The sequence below is a fragment of the Metallibacterium sp. genome (assembly GCF_054637675.1).
On the sequence record NZ_JBTSRB010000019.1, the window covers coordinates 1 to 16,333 of the forward strand.

Genomic DNA, 16,333 nt, shown 5'->3' on the forward strand with positions numbered 1-16,333 from the left:
GGACAAGGACACCGCCTGGGCCTTGAAATCATCGGTATAGATACGACGCGGAATCGATTGCATGGTGAGCTCCAAGTAGCGGGAAAAGTATCGCTTCTTGGGCTCCGGTATGACGGGGCAGCTTCAGTGAGACGCCAGTCCCTGAACTGGCGCATGGCCGGGATGATGCCGACGAGGTTGCGCGGCGCGCGGACCGCGTAGAGCGCATCGACCAGGCGCTCCCGACTGACGTCCGGTCCCAGCTGGGCCGCAAGCACCTCCAGCGGGCTAGCTCCCATCCTTCCCACCCTTGAGACGGAAGTACTGGGCCCGGCTGTAGCCGGTCAGCAGGCATGCCTGAGTAACATCAGGCGCGAGCTCGGCGATGCGCCTCTGGTGCTGCGCGTAGATCGGCGCAAGCACATGAACCATGCCCTGGCAGATCTCGGGGAGCGTGCGCTGCTGAGGCGTCCCATAGTGCATCCGCCAGACCTGGATCCGCCGATCCGGCAGCCGTTGCCGCGCGAGCAGCGCGGTCTGGTGATTGGCGACGACGGCGGAGGCTCCATGCCGGACCGGCTCCACCACCGGCGGCGCCCAGGCGAGTGCCTGCAGCACCAGCGCCTCCGGGAGCTCGGCCATGAACGCGTGCGTCGCGGGGAGCGGCTGGGCCTTCACCGACCCGAGACCCGTCCAGATGATCGCTGAGGCTGGGATCCGCTCGGAGCGGGGGTGCAGCTTCCAGCGCAACCGCCGGGGTGCCAGCGGCTGCGGCGCCAGCGCCAGATCCTCGAGGAGCCGACGCGCCAGCTGATAGCTGAGCGCCACCAGCAGCAGCGCGTTGCTGCGTCCGTTCGACCAGCGCGCTTCGCCTTCCCGGGACAGGAGACGATGGACCTGCCCCACGACCAACGGCCGCCCTCCCGACGTCAGCGGAGGGGCGATCTCAAGGAGCAGCCTGATACTGGTGGGCCCAGCAGCCAAAGAAGCGCCCGACGGTCATGGATCATGAGACTTGTACTATCTCATTCCAACGAGGTCAATCGGGGTAGTTCGTTGCGGGTCGCGCCAGAGAGTCGTTTCGACGACTTCGATATTTCTATTATATACAACGATTTAAGCCGATTTATTGCGAGTAGCACCAGCTGGATCCAACTACCCAGTTCTGATTATGAGCGACGAGCTGCCAGACTGCTCCACCCCGCACCGGAGCCCGCGAGTTTATCGAGCTCGCGTTGCTACTGCAACAGGTGATCGCAGAACTGTCGCAGCACCAGAGACTTACGCGCTCGCACATTGTCCTCCGCACAGACAGACCACGCAGTTCCATCGCTTGATGGCCTGCCCTGACGACAGCGCAGCGTGAACTTGGGGCCCACGGGGGGCCCACGGGGGGCCCAACTGGGGACTCATGTGATCAGCGCGTGACCGTCGGTCAGCCTGGTCCGCACCGATTGATCTGCTGATGTTCTGCTGAGCCCATCACTCCTTCACGAGTTCGATCAAGTCGCAAGGTGTGCAGTCTAGGAATCGGCACAGCGCTTCGATGTTGTCGGTGGTCGTGTTGTAGCCAGGTGCGGACTACCGGCCCTACATGATCGTGCGCTTCCTCACCGGCCTGCGCACCAGCGAGATCCATGGCCTGCAGTTATGCCACGCGCCGTTTTGGTGCAATCGCATAGTTCCATTCGCCATGAAAGTCATGCGGCGTGAGATTGAGCGCCTGCAGACCAGGATTCTTGGCGCTCGCCAAAAGTTGATCAGCGAGTCCGTTTTCAACGAGCGCCAACATGGATGGCGGTCTGAACTGACCATGCGCCCGGAGGGAGTGGGCCCGCCCGGGCGCCGTGCGGATACCGGCCACGCGCCCACGTGCGCAGGAATCCGCCGGCGTTTCCGCGCGGACGGCACCGGCGTGACGCTCGCGCGGGGCCACTCTCAGCGCGAGTCAATCACGAAGCCGCAGGATGGCGCGGCGAGCCTGACCGGCGCGAGCCGCAGCTTGCGCAGGTGGTTTGCAGCCAGTGCGGTGTTGAACGCGGCGAGTTCGCCCGTCTGCAGGCTCTTCCAGCTGGCGACCGTGTGGTCGTAGTGACGACAGTCGGCGTTGAGCGTGGCGAGCTGGACCGGTGTCGGCCGCATGTCCATGCCCACCTGCATGAGGCTGACCAGACGGTTGTAGGCATTGTTCTCGGCGACGAAGGAGCGCAGCGCGCCAGGCTTCGGTCGCGGCTGCGGGTGCAGGAGCCTGGCGAGAAAGCCGCCCGATGACTTCTTCCCGCCAATCGTGCTCAGATGGGCCTCCAGCGCCTTGGCCTGCGTGGCGAGTGGCTTGCTCAGGTGCGCGCGCATGAGCGCCGTCACCTGAGCCTCCACGGCGTTTACCGCCTGGTAGCCTTGGTAGCTGCACTGCATACCCCGGTAGGCGCGCCTGTTCATGCGGTTCTGGGCGCGCAGCGCGGCCAGCAGGACGCGGCTCTGCCCGACGCGCGGATCGTTCATGACGGTGACATGGCGGGTGTAGACGTGCCCGTCCACGGTGAGCTTGAGCGTGTAGACACCGGGCATCACCTGCGGACCATGCGGGCCCGGGGTGGTGACGCCGGCCACGACGTTCATCTGGTTTTCAAGGTCGTGCCGAAAGGCTGGCGGCGGGCCATAACGCAGATTCCAGGCATAGCGATTCAGACCAACACGGGTAGGTAGGGCGCGTGCCTGGGGCGAGGCCAGCCAGTAGCGGGGATAGGCCTGGCCCTTGATGGGCGGCGGCAGCGTGCTCGTCAAGGTACGCACCAGGTTGCCGCGGGCATCGAAGATTTGGAGCTTGACCGGTCCGTTGGGCTTCTGCCGCAGGTCATAATCCACGATCACCCCGTAGGGCGGGTTGGGGGCATGTGGCACTTCGATGGAGAACGGCTGATCCCAATTGCTGTTCTCGCGGGCGCGAATGGCCGTTTCGGGCGGGAACAGGTACGCCGGCGAGGCGGCGATGGCCCGGGCATGGGCGGCAATCGAGCGCAGCGGTGTGAAGTCGTCAAGCACCCAGAAGCCACGGCCGAAGGTGCTGATGACCAGGTCGTTCATGTGGTACTGGGTGTGAACGAGGAGATCGGTGACGGCGGTACTGGGCAGGTTCTGCCGCAACGACTGCCAGTGATTGCCATTGTCAAAGCTGACGTAGACGGTCGTCTCCGTGCCGACGAACAGGAGACCGGGTTGCTTCGGATCGGCGCGCAGCACATTCACCCAGCTGCCACTACGCTGGTTGCGGGGCAGATCGCGGGTGATGCTCACCCACGTCTTGCCGCCGTCGGTGGTGCGCCAGATCAGCGGCAGGTCAGTGTCCTCATGGACGGGCGGAGTGGCCTTGTGCGCTTTGCCGTGAACCTGAGTCGCGGCCTTGTGGCGGTGGGTGACGGAGATGCGGGCGGTGACATAGGCGGTATCGACCGAATCGCCGGCTTCGATGGTATGCAGGTGGGCATGGGGCGGCAGACCGGTGATGTTGCTTACGTTGCTCCAGCGCTTGCCGCCATCCATGGTGTTGTAGATCTGGTTGTTGCTGCTCACCGTCCAGACCACGCCCGGCCTGACCTTGGAGAGTGAAAAGTCGACGATGACAGGTCCGGCGGGTTTGAAGGGGTTGCGGGGGCGGTGCGCTTTTTTCTTCGCGGCGGGCAACGGCGTGCCACACGGCACCGACGGCGCGCCCTTGGCGGTGGTGAGGGCGGGGCTGAAGGCTTGCCAAGAATTGCCGCCATTGCGGGAAACCAGCAGACACTGATAGGCGACGTAGAGGGCACCGGGATCGAAGGCCGTGTCGAATTTCATCGGCAGGCTGCGGCTGGCCCGATAGTCTTTGGCGCGCGCACCGAAGTTCGGCGCGATGTTCTCCCACTGGCCGGTGAACATGTTGAGTTTGACCAGGCCGCCGCCGCCGCCGCCCGGACCATAGCCAATCGCATAGAGGATGTGTGGGTGCAGAGGATCAGGCGCGATGTAGCCGAATTCGGACGATGGCACCGGGCTCCAGTCGGTGAAGTTGACCTGGCCCCAGTTGCCGCGGCTGCGGATCATGACCGCGCCCGTATCCTGCTGCGCGCCGGCGATCCAATAGGGATATTGGCTCGTGGTGGCGACATGGTAGATCTGCGCGATGGGCTCGGTGTACCACAGGCTCCAGGTGCGACCGCCGTCGAGTGTGACGCTCGCACCCTGGTCGGAGGCGACTTCCATGCGCGCAGCGTTCTGCGGGTCGATCCACAGAGAGTGGTAATCCTCCCCGCCGGGGGCGCCCTTGAAGGCATGAAAAGTGACGCCGCCGTTGGTGGAGCGGTACATGGCCGTGCTGACGGTGTACAGGATATTTGCATCCTGCGGATCGACGAACACGCCGCAGCTGTAGTTGCCCTGGCCGTTGCTGATGCGCTTGTCGCCGGCGGCCATGTGCTTCCAGGTGGCGCCGCCGTCGTCGGAGCGGAACAGGCCGGATCCGTGATCGAGTGTGTTGCCGACAATGTAGATGCGCCGGCCATGATCGGCGATCGCCACGCTCACGCGGCCGGGGAAGGGCGGAATCTTGAGCGCAGTCCAGGTGCGGCCGTCATTGGTGGATTTGAACAGCAGCGGCGGTTTGGGCTTGGCCTTCGGGCCATGCCGGAACTTGAAGAAGGGACCGCCCGTGCCCGCGGTGACGGCCAGCAGGATGCGCGGATCGCCCCAGTCGGACACGACTTCGCGCGTGCCGAGATCGTGCGCGGGCTTGAGCACCCAGGTCCAGGTCTTGCCGCCGTTCGTGCTCCGGTAAACACCGCCCCCGTGGTGTGTGGCGTTGCCAAGAGCCGATACGACAACCACGTTGGCGTTGTGAGGATCGACCACGATGCTGTCGATCATCACGGTTGCGTCGAGGCCGATGTGGCGCCAGGTGCGGCCGGCGTTGGTGGATTTCCACATACCATCGCCCAGGCTGCCGACAAAGGGGTTGATCACGGTCGGATCGCCCGTACCCGCGTACACGACATCCGGATCGGAGGGGGCCACGGCGATCGCGCCGATACTGTCGACCTGCTTGATGGGGTCGAAGATCGGAAACCAGGTGGCCCCGGCGCTCGTGGTTTTCCAGATGCCGCCCTCGGGCGTGCCCACGTAGTACACGCCAGGCTCGCCGATGACGCCGGTCACCGCGGCCGCGCGGCCGCCATGAAAAGGCCCGACGTTACGCCACTTCAGACCAGCATAGAGGTCGGGGTTCACGCGCGCGACGGCGCTCAAGGGCAAGGTCAACGCCAGGCTGGCGGCAATCGCCAGTACCCAAACCTCAATCTTGGGAAATTTCGTCATGCTCCGGCAAGCCTCCACACGGATTCGCGGATCAGAATGAGGGGACCGTCAGGCGGTGTAAATAACCAACCGATCCGGGCGGATCAAGACGAGATCCCCCATGAAATGCTGCGTGTCGATGTCGACAGGCGCGAGCCAGGTCAAGTGATTCGCTTGGCCAAAGCCGTGCCGACTTTTCAGTCACCAGAGTCCCGCTTACCGTCAGTTCGCAGCGCCCTTCGCGTCGGCTTTCAGAGTGTTGCTGTAAAACCTGTCCAGGACCTGGTGCATGGCCTTGAGCGCATTCGGATTGATGTAGATCGGGTGACCCGAGTAAAAGTAGGCGAAATGGATGTGCCTCTGGAGTGCCGGACTCAATGTCACGTGGCTGAGATCAAACTCGGTGGCGTGGAACGGCGTCGCCAGATCGAAGTAGCCGTTCTCGGACAGCACTTGCAGGTAAGGATTCTTGCGCATGGCGGCGGCCAGATCAGCGGCCACATCCGGTAACGGTTGCTTGCGGTGGCTGTCCGGCATCCGGTGATGCCAGTCCCACTTCTTGTTAGCGTCGTAACTCAGCCCCACGTAGGCGCGGTTCGTTTTCCACTTCAGCACATGGAAGACGTACCACAGATAGCCCTGATTGAGTGCCGGAGAGATCTGATTGGATGGATCGGAATCCGGCGTGGCGCTGATGGCATTGCCGTCCACACCCACATAGCGCCCGTCATACCGTCCGAGTTGTTCGCGCTCGGGCAGCATCAGTTCCTTGCGGAACTCGGAGCTGGTCACGCGCAGATTGGCACGCTCGAGGTAGCCCACAGGCAAGCCAATCAACTGGTGCAACTTCTGCGCCATGGCATCGAGCTGGACTTTCGGTAACAGGTTGCCCGGGCGCAGCGCCTGCGCGTAGGGACCGTCTGCGAACTCGCGCACCTGCTGTATGAAGGCCGGCAGGCTGGCGGGCTTGTTGGGAAGCTTGTTGTGATACCAGGCAAGCGCTGCGAAAGTCGGCAGAGTGAAGATGTATTTGTTATCCGACCCGGGTGCCCAGTCGAAATAGTTCAGGATCGACGATTGCAGGATGACGCCATTGACCGCGATTCCCTGATTCTGGAGGTACAAGGCGAGGCCCGCGGAGCGGGTGGTGCCGTAACTCTCGCCGTAAAGAAACAGCGGCGAGTTCCAGCGATCATTTTGCGTGAGATAGCGCTCGATGAACTGGCCAAAGGAACGCACATCCTGGTCTACACCCCAGAACATCTTGCCCGTGCCTTTGCCGACCAGATGGCTGAACCCGGTGCCCATGGCATCCACGAACACCAGATCAGTGTCGTTGAGGATGCTTTGATGGCTGGGGACGACTGAATACGGTGCCGGCGGAGTCGCCGCACCGTTGACCAGCTTGACGCGATACGGGCCAAGACCACTCATGGTCAGCCAGTTGGATGATGCCCCCGGGCCGCCGTTGTACAGAAAGGTCACGGGCCGTTTCGCGAGGTTGTGCACGCCGTCTTCGGTATAGGCGACATAGAACATGCTGCCGATGGGCTGGTTGTCCTTTCCACGGAGCAGGATGGTTCCGGCGGTCGACGTGTAATGGATCGTCCGTCCACCGATGGTCACGCTGTGCTGCGTACTCACCGACCGCTCCTTCGGTGCCGGGGCCGGGTTACTCGCAACCAGTTTCGACGGCGCCGCATACGTAGCCACGGATGCCATCAAGAGACACAAAGCCAGTAAGGCGAACAGGCGCGACATGGGTGATGTCTCCTTCGACGGCACGCAGCGAGGACGTCGCGTTGGAGTGCGGAGGGTGTCGATAAGTTCAGTCGATCTCAGTCGGATTCTGACCACACCTCCGTGGACTTACGCGCCAGTCTGCCCGTCCACCCAATTTCGTCGTGTCGCCGGTTTGGTCATCACCCGGTGCGCTACGCGGCCATCAGCGCGATTGACTTGCCCTGATCACTGTCGAGGGCCAACCGCTATCCGCGCGCGCCGCCTTGGCGCTCATCAACGAGACCCTGGACGAAACCCCGGTCGAGCAGGAGGGCGATTTCGACGCCGATACGCGCTAGGCACTGGCACGGTTCGCCCAAAAGTCTCGGATGAAGGTGAGTACGGCAGGGCCGAAACCGTGTCCAAGACCAAGAACACCAGCGCGGCCGGCTTGGCCGAGGCCGGCACCCTGCGATCGCCGCGCGGCAGGGTACGCCTGCTCAAGCCCGCCGAATTACTGGCGGACTAGAACCCCGCGATGGACGCGCGCCTGACCGTCTGAGAGACGCTGCACCAGCTGATCGGCGTCCTCGGAACCGGCGGCGAGAGCGCAAGAAGCGCGCCAACGAGGCCATGGCCTACGACGGTCCGGTGCGAAGCTGGCCCGAGATCAGGCGGCTTGCCCAGACCACGCAGGCTGCGCAATCGACGCAAGGCAACCTGCTGCGGGGCTGATCGAGGACTGGTAAGCTTTCCTTGTTTCCTTGTTTCCTTGCCAGAGCCGAGCCGCCATGCTGGCCAAGAAGACCGTCAAGAACCAGTAGCCTAGTCACCAGCCGGCTTTCGCTTAACACGATCCTCTTCCGTGTGTTGCCACGCGTTTGGAATGGATCAATTTTTTCTGCGATTGTGCGCGTCGAGCGCTGACCAGCTGACCTGGTCGCAACGACTTGAATCTTGCGGCGATTGCAACAGCACCTCCTGATCGGCTTGCAGCGCGCAGTGTTGGTCAATCTTCCACGCGCGCCAACGTGGCTCAGCGATCAAGGCAGCCACTCCGCCTGCAAACCCCACCGCGCCGCCACATACGTCATCACCCACCGTACCGCCACGGTGTCGCGCGGGATGGGCTTGCCTTGATCATCCACACACTTGATGCGCATGCGCGGCACCGGCTTGGTGTCGCCGCCGAGATCCCGCTGCGCCACCGTGCTGCGACCGACCTCGATCCGCACGCTTGCCGAATCCCCCAGGCGACGGGCCCGCTCGATCTCGCGGTCGTCGACCAGCGTCATGCGGCCGCGCTCGCGTTCGCTCTGGTCGATCCATTTCCCGACCAGCCACCGGAACTCCTCCGCCTTGCCGGTGCGCAGCGCCTCCAACCACCGGCAAAGCATCACGGCCGCGGCCGTCGCCGATCCGGCCGCCAGCGCCGGCGGCACCCAGTTCATGCCATGGCACAGCGCCAGCACATGCCGCGGCATGGCCGATCCCTTCTTGCCGGAACGGATGCAGGAGAGTCGTTCGAGGCCCGCACGATAGACGGCCTCCTCCTCGACGGATACCAGGCGATGGCCGTCGCGCAGGGAGCGATCCACGAGCTCTAGGCCTTCGAAGTGGATGCCATCATTCGCTTCGCCTTCCCCGCTCCACAGCTCGATCTCCGGCAGGGGCGGCAGGGGCGGCAGGGGCGGCAGGGGCGGCAGGGGCGTCTCGTCCCGGTCGATGCCGGCATCGCCCAGCCGCTGCTCGATCCGGTCCCGGAGCGCCCGGCGAGCTGCCAGACTGCTCCACCCCGCAACCGAGTCGCGAAGCGTACTCAGCTCGATGTTTTTGCGCGAGGGTCCGGGCTAGGCTCCTCACCCCACGAAAGCGCGCTGGCACCAATCAAGCAGCGGACCCCAGAGCACGCCCAGCACCAGCAGGGCCAACGCATTCAGCGACAGTACCCAGCGCAGCGCGGCATCGCTGCTGACCGACAACGTGCTGTCATCGGTGGGTTTGTCGAAATACATCACCTTGACCACGCGCAGGTAGTAAAACAAGCTGATGATCGCGGCCACCGCGCCGACAATGGCCAACCACAGCATGTGCGCCTCGATTGCCGCCTGCAGAACGAGCAGCTTGGCGAAGAATCCAAATAGCGGCGGCACGCCACCGAATGAAAACATGACCAGCGCCATCATTCCGGCGAACCACGGAGAGCGCTGATTGAGACCACGCAGGTCGTCGATCTTGTCCGCTTCGAAGCCAGCGCGAGACAACGCCAGTATCACGCCGAAGGCCGCGGTGGACATCAGCACATAGGCGATCGCGTAGAACACGGCGGCGGCATTGCCAAAGGCCGTGCCCGCGGACAGGCCGAGGAACAGAAAACCCATGTGGCCGATGGTCGAATAGGCCAGCATGCGCTTGAGGTTGGTTTGCACGATGGCGACCAGACTGCCAATCATGAGCGAGGCCACGGCCAGCACCGCCAGCATCTCCTGCCAGTAGGGTAGTAGCGGCATCATGCCCAGGTCGAGCAGGCGCAACGCCATACCGACTGCCGCCAGCTTGGGCGCCGAGGCGACGAACGCGGTAACAGGCGTGGGTGAGCCCTCGTAGACGTCAGGCAGCCACATGTGGAACGGTGCCGCACCGAACTTGAACGCGATCCCCGTAATCACGAATACCAAGCCAAATACCGCCAGGGCGTGATGCGGCGTGAGCGGCAGGGTGCTGGCAATACCAGCCAGATCGAGCGTGCCAGTGGCGCCGTACAGCATCGACATGCCGTAGAGCAGCAGACCGGACGCCAACGCACCGAGCACGAAATACTTCATCGCCGCTTCGGTGGACCTGGGTGAATCGCGATCCAGCGCGACCAGTGCATAGGAGGACAGCGTGACCAGCTCCACGCCCAGATAGATCATCACCAGATTGCCGGCCGAGACCAGCAGCATGGTGCCGAGCAGGCCGAACAGCATCAGCGTGTGGAACTCGCCGATGGCCACCTTGCGCTCGCTCAGGTAAGACTCGCCGTATACGAACACCAGCGCCACCGACAGCAGCGCGAACAGCTTGAGGATCTCGGCCAGCGTGTCGCTGATGTACATGCCATTGAAGGCCGTGACCGGAGTCGCTTGGTGCCCCGCCACTACCAGCAATGCGGTGATGACCAGCACCAGCATCGACAACCAGTGCACGGCGCCGCGATGACGCGCGCCGGAGAAGGCATCCAGCAGCAGCAGGACGCAGATCGCGCCGGTCAGATACAGCTCCGGCAGCAGGGTCACGACATCATTCCAGCTCATTGCACGGCATCCTCAAAGCTTGCTGTGGCCCAGCATCTGCACGAGTTGACCAACGGGCGCGTCGAGCATGCGCACCAAGGGCTCGGGCCAGATGCCGATCGCCAGAACGAACGCGGCGAACACCGCCATCACCAGCGCCTCGCGCGCGTTGACATCGGGCATTGCGGCAACATGGGCATTGGGTGGCTCGCCCCACACCACGCGCTTGACCAGCCACAACGTGTAACCGGCGCCAATCACCAAGGTGAACGCAGCCAGCAGCGCCAACCATGGATTGGCCGCGAAACTGGCCAGTATCACCATGAATTCGCCGACGAAACCCGATGTGCCCGGCAAGCCGACGTTGGCCATGGCGAAGAACACCATGAACGCGGCGAACCACGGCATCACCCTGGCCAAGCCGCCATAGTCCTTGATCTGGCGGGTGTGCAGGCGGTCGTACATCACGCCGATGCAACTGAACAGGGCGCCCGAGACGAACCCGTGCGAAATCATCTGCACCATGGCGCCCTGCATGCCCAGCTCGGCGGCATCGCCCTGCTGGCTGCGAATCAGCATGAACACGATGAACAGGCCAAGGGTGACGAAGCCCATATGCGCGATGGACGAATACGCCACCAACTTTTTCATGTCCTCCTGCACCAGCGCCACGAAACCGATGTAGATCACCGCGATCAAACTCAAACCAACCACCAGCCAGGCATAGTGCTGGGCGGCATCCGGGGTCACCGGAAGCGCAAAGCGGATCAACCCGTAGGCGCCGATCTTCAGCATCACCGCCGCCAGCACCACCGAGCCACCGGTCGGTGCCTCGACGTGCGCATCCGGCAGCCACGTATGCACCGGCACCATCGGAATCTTCACCGCGAAGGCCAGCAGGAAGGCAAAGAACAACCACGTCTGCGCATCCATGCCCAGCGGCAGTGCTTGCAGCGCGGCGATGTCGAAAGTGCCGGCTTTGGAATACAGATAAATCAGCCCGATCAGCATGAAGATCGAACCGAGAAACGTGTACAAAAAGAACTTCAGCGCGGCATACACGCGGCGTGGACCACCCCACACGCCAATGATGATGAACATCGGGATCAACTGCGCTTCGAAGAACACATAGAACAGCAGCGCATCAGTGGCCGCGAACACGCCGATCATGAAACCCTGCAGTACCAGCATGGCCGCCATGTACTGATGCACACGGGTCTTGATCACCTCCCACGCGCCGATGATCACCAGCACCGTGGTAATCGTGGTCAGCAGGATCAACGACATGGCGATGCCATCCACACCCAGCGCGTAATGCACATCGAGCGCGCGGATCCACATGTGCGACTCGGTGAACTGCATCGCCGCGGTGGAGTCGTTGAAGCCCGGTAGCATGGCCAGATTGATCGCCAGGGTCAGCAGCGCGACCAGCAGCGCCAGCCAGCGCGCCAGGCGCGGCCGCCGGTCGCCAGCCAGCAACACGGGCACGGCGCCGATGATCGACATCCAGATCAGCAGGCTGAGGAAAGGCCAATGGGTCATGAGCAAGACATTCCCGGCAGCGGCGCTCAGGCGCGACCCACGAACACAAACCCCGCCAGCAGCAGGATCAGTCCGAGGATCATGGCGAACGCGTAGTGGTAGAGGAGACCGGACTGCAGCGCGCGCGCGCGCGTGGCGACGCGATCAACCAGCGAAGCAGAGCCATTAACGATCACGCCGTCGATGACACCGTCATCGGCGCGCTTCCACAAGGTGCGACCCAAAACGACGCTGCCGCGCGTGAATACCGCGTCGTAGAACTCGTCGAAGTAGAACTTGTTGTCGATGACCCGGTAGATCGGACCCAACGCGCGCTTGATGGTGTCCGCAAGCCCCGGGTTGAAGAGATAGACGTAGCTGCTCCCCACGATGCCGGCGATCGCAATCCAGAACGGCGCGGTGAACACCGCATGCAGGGTTAGCGGCAGCACGCCGTGGAAATGCGTGGCCATCTCGCCCAGCACGTTATGCGCCGGCAGGACAAAGATGGCGCTGCCGAAGAAATTGCCGTACAGCAACGGCTGCACCGCGAACATGCCCACCAGCAGCGATGGAATCGCCAGCAAGACCAGTGGCAGAGTCACCACCCACGGCGACTCATGCGGCGTGTGCGCCAACACGCCGCGCTCATGGCGCGCATCGTGACCGTGTCCGGCATGCTGATCGACGTGGAAGCGCTCCTTGCCATGGAAGGTCAGGTACATCATGCGGAAGGTGTAGGTCGCGGTGACGAAAACGCCCAGCAGCACGCACCAGTAGGCGTAGCTCGACCCCCAGATGTGCGACGCGCCGACCGCATCGATGATCGCGTCTTTCGAATAAAACCCCGAGAACGGCGGGATGCCACACAGCGCCAGCGCGCCCACCCACATGGTGAAATAAGTGATCGGCATGTAGCGGCGCAGTCCGCCCATGTAGCGCATGTCCTGCTCGTGGTGCATAGCCATGATCACCGAGCCGGCACCGAGGAACAGCAGTGCCTTGAAAAACGCATGCGTCATCAGATGAAAAATACCCGCCGCATAAGCCGATGCGCCCAGCGCAGCCATCATGTAGCCCAGTTGCGAGAGCGTCGAATAGGCGATCACGCGTTTGATGTCCCACTGCGTGATGCCGATCAGCCCGAGGAAAAAGGCGCCGGTCGCGCCGATCACCAGCACCATGCTCAGCGCCGTGGTCGAGAGCTCGAACAGCGGCGACATGCGCGCCACCATGAACACGCCGGCAGTGACCATGGTCGCGGCATGGATCAGCGCCGAGATCGGCGTCGGGCCTTCCATCGAATCCGGCAGCCACACGTGCAGTGGCACCTGCGCCGACTTGCCCATGGCACCGATGAACAACAGGATGCAGATCAGCGTCGCCGCCGACCACGAGTGTCCGGGGATGATCTCGATACTGCGCCCAACCAGGCTCGGTGCGTGCGCGAACACCTGGCTGTAGCCCAGCGAACCAAGGAAATACAACACCGCGGCGATGCCCAGCACGAAACCCAGGTCGCCGACGCGATTGACGATGAAGGCTTTCATGCCCGCGAACGAGGCGCTGGGTTTCTTGTACCAGAACCCGATCAGCAGATACGACACCAGACCCACGCCTTCCCAGCCGAAAAACAACTGCAGGAAGTTGTTGCTCATCACCAGCATCAGCATGAAGAAAGTGAACAGCGCGATGTAGCTGAAGAAGCGCTGATACCCATCATCTTCGGCCATGTAGCCGACGGTGTAGATGTGCACCATCAGCGACACGAAACTGACCACCACCATCATCAGCGCACTGAGCCGGTCGATGAGGAATCCGACGTGTGCAGCGATGCCGCCAACCTGGAACCAGGTGTAGACATTCTGGTTGTAGGTCGCGGCCCCGCCCCACACCAGTTGCCAGAACACCCAGATCGACAAACCGCAGGCGATGCCCACACCCAGGATGGTGACGCTGTGCGCGCCGACGCGCCCGATCTGCTTGCGCAGCAAGCCCGCCAACAGCGCGCCGATCAACGGCGCGAGAACGATGGCGAGCAGGATGGAAGTGGAAATCATGAAGCGTCCTCAGCCACGCAAATCATCGAATTCGGCCACGTTGATCGTGCGCCGGTTGCGGAACAGCAGGGTCAGGATGGCCAGACCAATCGCCGCCTCGGCCGCCGCCACCGTGAGTATGAAGAACACGAACACCTGCCCCGAGACATCACCCAGGAAACGCGAGAAGGCGATGAAATTGATGTTGACCGCAAGCAGCATGAGTTCGATCGCCATCAGCAACACGATCACGTTCTTGCGGTTGATGAAAATGCCGGCCACGGCGATGCAGAACAGCACCGCGCCCAGCACGATGTAGTGCGCCAGCGTGATCATGATTTCGCTCCATCATCGCCGCGTTCCGCAGGCATGCTGACCAGACGCACGCGGTCGCGCGCCACCGCCGCCACCTGTTGCGATGCGCTTTGGTGGCGCACGCCGGTGCGCTGGCGCAAGGTCAGCGCCACGGCCGCGACGATGCCGACGGTGAGGATCAGCGCAGCCACCTCGAACGGCAGCAGGTACTGGGTATATAGCGCCTGTCCGATCCATGCGACATTGGATTCGCCGCGCATGGTCGCCGGATTCGGTGGCGGCGCGACCTGCATGGCGCGCACGCCGATCAGCGCGATCATCTCGGCCAGCATGATCAGCGCCACGCCGATACCTACCGGCAGATAGCGGATAAAGCCCTCGCGCGCCGCGGCGACCTTGATGTCCAGCATCATCACCACGAACAGGAACAGGACCATCACCGCGCCCACGTACACCACGATCAGCGCCAGCGCCAGGAATTCGGCATCGAGCAGCATCCAGATGCAGGCGACGCTGAAAAACGTCATCACCAGGCTGAGCACCGCATGCACCGGGTTGCGCAAGCTGATCACCAGCAGCGCGCCGAGCACGGCGAAAAAGGCAAAGAAATAGAACGCCAGAAGTTGAATGGTCATGGCAGTGTCCTCGGCGCTCAGCGGAAAGCGGCGTCTTGCGCGCGCGCCGCAGCGATGTCGGTTTCGAAACGGTCGCCGATGGCCAGCAACTGCGTCTTGTTGACGATGCTCTCGCCGCGATGCTCGAAGTGATACTCGTGGATATGCGTCTCGACGATCGAGTCCACCGGGCAGCTCTCTTCGCAGAAGCCGCAGAAGATGCATTTGAACAAATCGATGTCATAGCGCGTGGTGCGGCGCTGGCCGTCAGCGCGCGGCGCCGAGTCGATGGTGATCGCCAAGGCCGGGCACACCGCCTCGCACAGCTTGCAGGCAATGCAACGCTCCTCGCCATTCGGATACCGACGCAACGCGTGCAGCCCGCGAAACCGGTTCGACTTGGGAATGTGCTCCATCGGGTAGCGCATGGTGTACTTGGGCTTGAACAGGTAGCCCATGGTCACCCCCAGCCCCTGGAACAATTCCAGCAGCAGCAGGCTCTTCAGATAACGCGTGACGCGGCTCATGGCTCAGGCCCCGGGCGTGACGATATGAAAATACTTCAGGCAACCCGCCACCAGCACCCACAACAGCGCGATCGGGATGAACACCTTCCAGCCCAGGCGCATGATCTGGTCGTAGCGGTAGCGCGGAAAACTGGCGCGGAACCACAGGAACATGAAACTAACCAGGAACGCCTTGGCCAGCAGCCAGAAGAAACTGCCGTCACCGATCACGCCCCAACTGGCCGGGAACGGGCTCATCCAGCCGCCGAAGAAAAAGATCGGCGTCAGGAACGACACCAGGATCATGTTGGCGTATTCGGCGAGGAAGAACAGCGCGAACGCCGCGCCGGAGTATTCCACGTGGAAGCCGGCGACGATCTCGCTCTCGCCCTCGGCCACGTCGAACGGCGCGCGATTGGTCTCGGCCACGCCAGACACGAAGTACACCACCACCATCGGCAGCAGCGGCAACCAGAACCAGTGCAGCAGCCCGCCCTGCTGCGCACGCACGATGTCGCTCAAGTTCAGGCTGCCGGCCAGCACCAGCACGCACACCAGCGCCAGGCCCATGGCCAACTCGTACGACACCACCTGCGCAGCCGAACGCATCGCACCCAGCAGCGCGTAACGCGAGTTGGAAGCCCAGCCAGCGATGATGATTCCGTAAACGCCCAGCGAGGTCATCGCCAGCAAATACAAAATGCCCGCGTTGGCGTTGGACAGCACTACGCCGTCGCCAAACGGAATCACCGCCCAGGCCGCCAGGGCCGGCACCAGTGCCAACATCGGCGCCAGGAAAAACAGGAAGCGACTGGCGTTGGTCGGAACGACGATTTCCTTGAGCAGCAGCTTGACCACGTCGGCGAAAGCCTGCAGCAGGCCCAGCGGACCAACCTGGTTCGGCCCCATGCGCACGTGCATCCAGCCCAGCACCTTGCGCTCCCAGTACACGAACATCGCCACGGCGATGACCAGCGGGAGCACAATGGCCAGGATCTTGATCAGCGTCCACAGCACCAGCAGCAGATCGGCAACCATGC

11 protein-coding genes and 1 pseudogene are annotated in these 16,333 nt (G+C 63.1%); all 12 read right to left on the minus strand.

Translation table 11 applies throughout. The features are described 5' to 3' along the window. Window positions 1-267 precede the first annotated feature (267 nt). The 12 genes and pseudogenes from ACYDAT_RS07860 to nuoH all read right to left on the minus strand — a co-directional run bounded on the left by ACYDAT_RS07860 (window position 268) and on the right by nuoH (window position 16,331). Window positions 268-891, minus strand: coding sequence for a hypothetical protein (locus ACYDAT_RS07860; RefSeq protein ID WP_461449433.1), 624 nt, complete (start codon window positions 889-891; stop codon window positions 268-270). A gap of 570 nt (window positions 892-1,461) precedes the next feature. Continuing rightward, window positions 1,462-1,530: pseudogene (locus ACYDAT_RS07865) on the minus strand (helix-turn-helix domain-containing protein); the annotation flags it as partial. Window positions 1,531-1,917: 387 nt separating this feature from the next. Beyond that, window positions 1,918-5,322: a WD40/YVTN/BNR-like repeat-containing protein gene (locus ACYDAT_RS07870; protein ID WP_461449435.1), complete on the minus strand. Its 3,405-nt coding sequence runs from the start codon at window positions 5,320-5,322 to the stop codon at window positions 1,918-1,920. A gap of 201 nt (window positions 5,323-5,523) precedes the next feature. Next, complete coding sequence (locus ACYDAT_RS07875) at window positions 5,524-7,062, minus strand: S10 family peptidase (RefSeq protein ID WP_461449437.1); 1,539 nt, start codon at window positions 7,060-7,062, stop codon at window positions 5,524-5,526. 1,004 nt (window positions 7,063-8,066) lie between these two features. After that, window positions 8,067-8,621, minus strand: a complete 555-nt coding sequence (locus ACYDAT_RS07880; RefSeq protein WP_461449439.1) for a hypothetical protein — start codon at window positions 8,619-8,621, stop codon at window positions 8,067-8,069. A gap of 261 nt (window positions 8,622-8,882) precedes the next feature. Beyond that, window positions 8,883-10,319: an NADH-quinone oxidoreductase subunit NuoN gene (nuoN, locus tag ACYDAT_RS07885; RefSeq protein ID WP_461439846.1), complete on the minus strand. Its 1,437-nt coding sequence runs from the start codon at window positions 10,317-10,319 to the stop codon at window positions 8,883-8,885. A 12-nt stretch (window positions 10,320-10,331) separates the two neighbouring features. Beyond that, complete coding sequence (locus tag ACYDAT_RS07890) at window positions 10,332-11,840, minus strand: NADH-quinone oxidoreductase subunit M (RefSeq protein WP_461439847.1); 1,509 nt, start codon at window positions 11,838-11,840, stop codon at window positions 10,332-10,334. Between the two features lie 26 nt (window positions 11,841-11,866). Further along, on the minus strand, window positions 11,867-13,879 hold the full coding sequence (nuoL, locus tag ACYDAT_RS07895; protein ID WP_461439848.1) for an NADH-quinone oxidoreductase subunit L: 2,013 nt from the start codon (window positions 13,877-13,879) through the stop codon (window positions 11,867-11,869). Between the two features lie 9 nt (window positions 13,880-13,888). Then, entirely contained in the window at window positions 13,889-14,194 is a 306-nt protein-coding gene (nuoK, locus tag ACYDAT_RS07900; protein WP_081128257.1) for an NADH-quinone oxidoreductase subunit NuoK, read from the minus strand. Next, window positions 14,191-14,808 carry an NADH-quinone oxidoreductase subunit J gene (locus ACYDAT_RS07905; protein ID WP_461439849.1) on the minus strand — a complete coding sequence of 206 codons (618 nt, stop codon included), beginning with the start codon at window positions 14,806-14,808 and terminating at the stop codon, window positions 14,191-14,193. The genes nuoK and ACYDAT_RS07905 overlap by 4 nt, the downstream gene beginning before the upstream one ends. Window positions 14,809-14,825: 17 nt before the next feature. Continuing rightward, window positions 14,826-15,314 carry an NADH-quinone oxidoreductase subunit NuoI gene (gene nuoI / locus ACYDAT_RS07910; protein WP_461439850.1) on the minus strand — a complete coding sequence of 163 codons (489 nt, stop codon included), beginning with the start codon at window positions 15,312-15,314 and terminating at the stop codon, window positions 14,826-14,828. Between the two features lie 3 nt (window positions 15,315-15,317). After that, window positions 15,318-16,331, minus strand: a complete 1,014-nt coding sequence (nuoH, locus tag ACYDAT_RS07915) for an NADH-quinone oxidoreductase subunit NuoH (protein ID WP_461439851.1) — start codon at window positions 16,329-16,331, stop codon at window positions 15,318-15,320. Window positions 16,332-16,333: the final 2 nt, after the last annotated feature.

Coding starts and splice junctions, on each gene's coding strand:
- ACYDAT_RS07870 (WP_461449435.1), bottom strand. CDS start 5,322: ATGACGAAATTTCCCAAGATTGAGGTTTGGGTACTGGCGATTGCCGCC.
- ACYDAT_RS07875 (WP_461449437.1), bottom strand. CDS start 7,062: ATGTCGCGCCTGTTCGCCTTACTGGCTTTGTGTCTCTTGATGGCATCC.
- nuoN (WP_461439846.1), bottom strand. CDS start 10,319: ATGAGCTGGAATGATGTCGTGACCCTGCTGCCGGAGCTGTATCTGACC.
- ACYDAT_RS07890 (WP_461439847.1), bottom strand. CDS start 11,840: ATGACCCATTGGCCTTTCCTCAGCCTGCTGATCTGGATGTCGATCATC.
- nuoL (WP_461439848.1), bottom strand. CDS start 13,879: ATGATTTCCACTTCCATCCTGCTCGCCATCGTTCTCGCGCCGTTGATC.
- nuoK (WP_081128257.1), bottom strand. CDS start 14,194: ATGATCACGCTGGCGCACTACATCGTGCTGGGCGCGGTGCTGTTCTGC.
- ACYDAT_RS07905 (WP_461439849.1), bottom strand. CDS start 14,808: ATGACCATTCAACTTCTGGCGTTCTATTTCTTTGCCTTTTTCGCCGTG.
- nuoI (WP_461439850.1), bottom strand. CDS start 15,314: ATGAGCCGCGTCACGCGTTATCTGAAGAGCCTGCTGCTGCTGGAATTG.
- nuoH (WP_461439851.1), bottom strand. CDS start 16,331: ATGGTTGCCGATCTGCTGCTGGTGCTGTGGACGCTGATCAAGATCCTG.